General features: G+C 40.4%; 7 protein-coding genes. All 7 read left to right on the top strand.

The window, feature by feature from the left end:
* Positions 1 to 341 precede the first annotated feature (341 nt).
* Positions 342 to 731, top strand: a complete 390-nt coding sequence (locus tag GSY74_RS09180; protein ID WP_164664804.1) for an NAD(P)H-quinone oxidoreductase subunit 3 — start codon at positions 342 to 344, stop codon at positions 729 to 731.
* Positions 713 to 1,231: an NADH-quinone oxidoreductase subunit B family protein gene (locus tag GSY74_RS09185; protein WP_164664805.1), complete on the top strand. Its 519-nt coding sequence runs from the start codon at positions 713 to 715 to the stop codon at positions 1,229 to 1,231. Before GSY74_RS09180 ends, GSY74_RS09185 begins: the two co-directional genes overlap by 19 nt.
* Positions 1,231 to 2,019, top strand: a complete 789-nt coding sequence (locus tag GSY74_RS09190) for an NADH-quinone oxidoreductase subunit C (protein ID WP_164664806.1) — start codon at positions 1,231 to 1,233, stop codon at positions 2,017 to 2,019. Before GSY74_RS09185 ends, GSY74_RS09190 begins: the two co-directional genes overlap by 1 nt.
* 10 nt (positions 2,020 to 2,029) lie before the next feature.
* Positions 2,030 to 3,259 (top strand): NADH dehydrogenase (quinone) subunit D, encoded by a 1,230-nt coding sequence (gene nuoD, locus GSY74_RS09195; RefSeq protein ID WP_164664807.1) that lies wholly within the window; start codon positions 2,030 to 2,032, stop codon positions 3,257 to 3,259.
* An 85-nt stretch (positions 3,260 to 3,344) separates the two neighbouring features.
* A complete protein-coding gene (locus GSY74_RS09200) occupies positions 3,345 to 3,644 on the top strand; it encodes an NADH-ubiquinone oxidoreductase subunit E family protein (protein ID WP_164664808.1) in 300 nt (99 codons plus the stop codon).
* Positions 3,644 to 5,656 (top strand): FAD-dependent oxidoreductase, encoded by a 2,013-nt coding sequence (locus tag GSY74_RS09205; RefSeq protein ID WP_164664809.1) that lies wholly within the window; start codon positions 3,644 to 3,646, stop codon positions 5,654 to 5,656. Before GSY74_RS09200 ends, GSY74_RS09205 begins: the two co-directional genes overlap by 1 nt.
* The coding region (locus GSY74_RS09210; protein WP_188108712.1) for a 2Fe-2S iron-sulfur cluster-binding protein at positions 5,656 to 6,275 on the top strand (620 nt) is incomplete at its 3' end. The genes GSY74_RS09205 and GSY74_RS09210, both read left to right, overlap by 1 nt.

The raw sequence follows: 6,275 nt of genomic DNA on the forward strand, positions 1-6,275 counted from the left end.
AAAACATCTATAATAGAGCATCACTTGCTTTTTTAATTAAGCCTGTATCTTTTACTTATGATTTAAGCTTAGATTTTAAGAAAGCATTCTCTACACTTAAATAGATAGGATTACTACTTAATTCTATCTGCAATTTACTTATATTTTTAATAGTTTTCAGTTATCAATATACTATCTACTGTAACACTTAGTTACAAAGCATTTTTATCCCCCTAAAGCACAATAACTACACAATCTCTTTAATAACTTTTCTGCTAATATTACCCTAATATTCTTCCTTTTTTCATTTTATAGTGTGAAAATTTGTGACATAGAATAATATCTTAAACAAAGGAGTTCTAATGACTCATGTGATTAATAATCACCCCTATTTAGGTATTTTCGTCTTATTTGTCCTTACAGTGGTTGCCTTTAACGCGACACTTATACTGCAACGATTTATAAGTCGAAGAATGGCTAGGCTTGATACGGAGAAACTGAAGCTATCTATCTACGAATGTGGACCAGAGGTAACCAAACAACCCAATACCATCTCTACACAGTTCTATTTGATAGCACTTCTGTTTATTCTGTTTGATGTGGAGATTATCTTTATGTTCCCTTGGGCAATCGACTTTAAACTGCTTGGTTGGTTCGGGTTTGTAGAGATGATTCTCTTTATCCTACTCTTGACAATTGGATTTATATACGCATGGAAAAAAGGAGCACTTGAATGGCACAGCATCAAGTAAATTACGCCTCGGCGGCAGGATTGCCGATAGCATTGACAACCGCTGACCATCTAATTAACTGGGGTCGAAGCAACTCGCTTTGGCCTTTGACTTATGGACTTGCCTGTTGTGCAATTGAGATGATGGCAGCAGGTGGTAGCCGATATGACTTTGATAGATTTGGTACTATCTTTAGAGCCTCTCCACGGCAATCAGATGTTATGATATTGGCTGGAACGCTATCGAAAAAACACTCGGAGTTTGCTAGACGATTATATGACCAGATGACAGAGCCAAAATGGGTTATCTCTATGGGAAGTTGTGCAAATACAGGTGGTATGTTTAATACCTATGCAACGGTTCAAGGGGTTGACAGAATCATTCCTGTTGATATCTATCTACCAGGGTGTGCTCCAAGACCAGAGACTTTGCAGTATGCGTTGATGATGTTGCAGACCAAGATTAGACGAGAATCTGCCAATATGAACAAGAATAAAAAACAAAACTTAAGGTTAATATAATGAGAAAATATGTACCAAAAGGGAATGTTCAGAAGCAGTCTTACTATACAGATAGATACCATGTGGTTCCACAGGTTCCACGATTGGCTGTGGAAGAGGATGAGTTTTTTGCACCTCAACTAAAAATTCTAAAAGCTAAAGTTGAGATAAAAGAGGCTTCTATTCAAATCGGTCAAATGATTGTTGAGGTGAATGCAAAAGATAATTTCAAAGCTATTGAGACACTAAAAAATGAGTGTGGATATGCTATGTGTTCAGAGATTTCAGCCGTTGACTATTTGGCACAAGATGGTGAGTTTGAGATTTTTTATCAGATGTTGAACCTCAAAAGTGCAAAAAGAATGAGACTAGTTTGTAGAATCAAAGAGAATGAGGCGATTGAGTCTGTTGAGCCACTCTTTAACTCTGCTAACTTTGCAGAGAGAGAGATGTTTGACCTCTTTGGAATCTATGTCAATAACCATCCATTCCTAAAGAGAATCATTATGCCTGACGATTGGGAAGGTCATCCTCTCTTGAAAACCTATCCATTAATAGGAGATGAGTTTGCTTCATGGTATGAGGTGGATAAAATCTTTGGAAAAGATGCCAGAGAGGCAATTGGACCAGAGAACAGAGACCCTGCTAGAATTGAGAGATATGATACCAAGCGATTCTCACGAGTTGGTAGAGAGGTTCCATTTGATGCTGATATATCACAGGGTGAGCCAGAGACGAAGATTGAGTATAGCCAGACAGTTCTTGTAAACTACAATAAGTCTCAAAAACAGTTAGACAAACGAAAGTAGGAGGTAGAGTATGCAACAACCAAACAAACTATCACCATTTTTTGAAAATCTCAATTTTGAACGAGAAGACAATACAATGGTTATCAACTTCGGTCCACAGCACCCATCAGCACACGGACAGTTACGACTGGTTTTGGAGCTTGATGGTGAGCAGGTAGTCAATGCCTATCCAGATATTGGGTATCTGCACCGTGGTGTGGAGAAGATGGCAGAGAATATGACCTATAATGAATTTTTGCCAACAACGGACAGACTTGATTATATTGCGTCAACTTCAAATAACTACGGTTATGCTCTAGCTGTTGAGAAACTGCTTGGAATTGAAGCACCAAGACGAGCTCAGGTTATTAGAACAATGCTTTTGGAGATTAACAGAATTATCTCTCACCTCTTCTTTATCGCTACTCATGCGTTGGATATTGGGGCGATGTCAGTATTCCTTTATGCTTTCCGTGAGCGTGAATTCGCAATGGATTTGATGGAGGACTACTGTGGGGCGAGACTTACTCACTCTGCTGTTAGAATCGGTGGAGTTCCTCTTGATATTCCATCAGACTGGATGAAAAATGTTAGAGCATTTTGTGATAAGCTAGATGAAGAGATAGAGATTACATATGAGGCACTTTTGACAGAGAATAGAATTTGGAAAATGCGTCTGGAAGATGTGGGAATTGTTCCACCAGAAGAGGCTCTATCATGGGGTTGTACAGGACCAATGCTTAGAGGTTCTGGGATTCCTTATGATATTAGAAAAGAGGAGCCTTATGAACTCTATCCAGAGTTAGATTTTGATATTCCTGTCTCTGATACAAATGACTCCTATGGTCGGTATCGAATCTATATTGAGGAGATGAAGCAATCGACAAGAATTTTGCGTCAGCTTATCCCTATGTATGATGATACTGAACCTCAGTTAATGGCACATGCACCACAATATATCTCCGCTCCAAAAGAGGAGATTATGACTCAAAACTACGCTTTGATGCAACACTTTGTGCTTGTAACTCAAGGTATGAGACCACCAAAAGGTGAAGTATATGTAGCAACAGAGTCACCAAAAGGTGAGCTTGGGTTCTATATCAAGTCAGAGGGTGAGCCGTATGCTTACAGGTTGAAGATTAGAGCACCTAGTTTCTATCATACTGGATATTTGCAAAAGATGTTACTTGGGGGTTATATTCCTGATGTTGTAACGATGATTAGTACCACCAATATTGTATTTGGTGAGGTTGATCGATGAGAAGCGTAAAAAAAGTTGAACAGTTTCAAGTTTTTAGCTTCGGAACCGTAATGGTCGGAACGAAGTGTAGCCACGGAGGAAAACAATGCAAAGATATGATTTAAGACATTTACGAGATAACTTCTATGACCGAATGGGTGAGCTTATAGATGGCGGACTCAAAGATGGTGAAGTAGGTATTTTTCTATTTGAAGTTGGAGACTTCTCCTCTATTCAGAAGTCGGCTGATTTTGTAAAAGATATGGGGCATGACCTTATGAACTCTATGAAGTTTAATGAGGTTGACTGGACGCTTGTTATGAAAAAAGTTGATGATAAGACAAAAGCAGAACGGAAAGAGGCCGCTGAAAAAGTGGCTAAATTGGCTGAAGAGAAGGCTGACTAATGTCAAAACTACTGTTCTCTACTTGGCAAGGTGAGCTTATCGACAACCGCGATAAGTCACCTGATGAGTGGAGTAAGTCTGGATTTAAACTCCCAGAGACTTATCATGGAGAGCGAGACTCAAAAGCGTTTATCGGATGGGATGGTGTTGCCATCTTTGATGAAGATATAGACGCAGTTGAGTTGGCGAACCACTACGCAGCACAGTACCAAGAGTATTCTGAAGCGTGTGGACGGTGTGCACCTGGTAAGTGGGGAGGAAAAATCCTCTATGATTTACTCGACAAGATAGCTAGGGGCGAGGGAAGTCATGACGATATTGCACACCTAAAGGAGATTGGTCAGACGATGATGGTCACCTCTAAGTGTGAAATTGGGAAGACAGTTCCCAAACCTATTTTAGATTTGATGGAGCATTATAAAGAGCAGTTTGATGCTTGTATTGATGGTCAAGTACCATCAAAACACTATGGTGGTGATACCTCATATATCGCAAAAGTAACAGCACCATGTACCGATTTGTGTCCTGCACATGTTGATATTCCTGCATACATTGAGGGTGTTAGAGATATGACATTTGCAGATTCGTTAGTCTCAACTCGTCAAACCATGCCACTAGCTCACACCTGTGGTCGAGTCTGTCCTCACCCTTGTGAAGATGCTTGTAGAAGAGCCAATCTTGATGAGCCTATATCCATTATGGAGCTTAAGAGAATTGGTGCTGACTATGAGACTGACCATCAGATGGAGTGGTTCCATCCAGTGACTCCTAAACCTCTACGAAATGATGGTAAAAAGGTAGCTGTCATTGGTGCGGGGCCTGCTGGTTTAACAGTGGCTTACTACTTGGCACTAGAGGGTATCAAGGTTGACATCTTTGAAGAACTACCTGTCAATGGTGGTGAAGTTGCGGTTGGTGTTCCAGAGTATCGGATGCCAATCGACAAGTACAACAGAGATATTGATTTGGTACTAGAGATGGATGCTGTATCAATTACAAATAACCATAGAGTAACGGCTGATAGACTAAAAGAGATAGAGGCTGAGTATGATGCCACTTTCCTTGGTTTTGGAGCTAGACTCTCTAAGAAAGTTCGTGCGAAGAATGAAGACCCAAGCAAGGATGGTTATTGGGGTGCGATTGAGATGCTTGACAAGGTTAACTTGTGGCATAAATACGATATAGGGTCTCCTGCTTCCAATGAGCTAAACGATAAAGTTGTAGTTTGTGTTGGTGGAGGGTTCACCTCTATGGATGTCGTGAGATGTTCTATTCGTGAGGGTGCTAAAAAAGTCATTATGCTCTACAGACGAGATGAGAAAACCATTATCCGAAACACAACCTACGAAGAGTATCATGAGTCTGTTGAAGAGGGCGTTGAGTTTATCTTCCACTCATCAATAGAAGAGATTTATGATGATGGAGAGAAGCTTACCAAACTCAAAGTAAACAAGTTTGACCTTGTACCTGACCCTAATGGTGGACGGGCGCAACTGATAAAACAGGAAGATGGTGACTTCTATATAGATATTGACTATCTGATTCCTGCTGTTTCTCAATCTCTTGATTTGCAGATTCTACCAGAGGAGTGGGAGATGAAGATGACCTCTTGGTCTTCTATTATGACCAATGGTAAGGACTATATGACCTCAAAAGAGGGTGTTTTTGCTGCAGGTGACTGTGAGTATGGACCGATGACCATTGTTAATGCAGTGGGTCAAGCCAAACGAGCTGCTTCTGTAATGAGTCGTTATCTCTATAATGGTGGAAAACTTACTCTAACAGATAATGAGATTATGGAAGACCATCTCTCAAGACTCAAGGTCTATAACAAAAAAGAGAAGGTCACAGGTTGGATGCCAAATCTTCCAAGAGAAGAGAGTGAGAAGCTTGATGTTGACGAGAGAAAAACTAATAATCAAGAGGTAAACCTTGGATTTACAGGTGCAGAGGCGATAAGTGAAGCAGAGCGATGTATGCGATGTTACTACATATCGATGGTGGCATTGTAATGGGTAAAATTATAACTGTAACTATTGATGGTAAATCGTGTCAAGCTAAGTTTGGTCAGACGATTTTGCAGATTGCTAGAGAGAATGGGATTTATATCCCTACTATGTGTTATCTTACCAAGGTAAAACCTATCGCGTCATGTCGTATGTGTGTGGTCAATGTCGAGGGTGTGGAGGGTATGATTCTCTCTTGTCAAGAGAGAGCAACCGATGGGGCTGTGATTCAGACCCAAAACTCTGAACTCTACCATGAGCGAAAGAACATTATGAAACTCTATAATGTCAACCACCCACTAGAGTGTGGTGTATGTGATAAGAGTGGAGAGTGTGACCTTCAGAATAAGACCATTGAGTTTGGTCTTGATGAGCAGAATTTCACCACTAGGGATATTCATAAACCTGTTGAGAATTGGGGTTTTGTCTCATATGATGAAGCTCTGTGTATCATGTGTGAGAAGTGTGTTAAGGTTTCGACCGAGATTACAGGTGATGAGGCTCTACAAGTTGAGTCTGGTGGATATGCGTCTAAGATTATCAATGTCAAAAAGGATAAAAACTACGCGTCACTTGGTGAGGCGGCAGCTGTATGTCCTGTTGGAGCATTGGTAAACACCGATTT

Origin of the sequence: Sulfurovum sp. bin170, assembly GCF_010892395.1 — a bacterium.
GTDB lineage: Bacteria > Campylobacterota > Campylobacteria > Campylobacterales > Sulfurovaceae > UBA1140.

Coding starts and splice junctions, on each gene's coding strand:
- nuoD (WP_164664807.1), top strand. CDS start 2,030: ATGCAACAACCAAACAAACTATCACCATTTTTTGAAAATCTCAATTTT.
- GSY74_RS09200 (WP_164664808.1), top strand. CDS start 3,345: ATGCAAAGATATGATTTAAGACATTTACGAGATAACTTCTATGACCGA.
- GSY74_RS09185 (WP_164664805.1), top strand. CDS start 713: ATGGCACAGCATCAAGTAAATTACGCCTCGGCGGCAGGATTGCCGATA.
- GSY74_RS09190 (WP_164664806.1), top strand. CDS start 1,231: ATGAGAAAATATGTACCAAAAGGGAATGTTCAGAAGCAGTCTTACTAT.
- GSY74_RS09180 (WP_164664804.1), top strand. CDS start 342: ATGACTCATGTGATTAATAATCACCCCTATTTAGGTATTTTCGTCTTA.
- GSY74_RS09205 (WP_164664809.1), top strand. CDS start 3,644: ATGTCAAAACTACTGTTCTCTACTTGGCAAGGTGAGCTTATCGACAAC.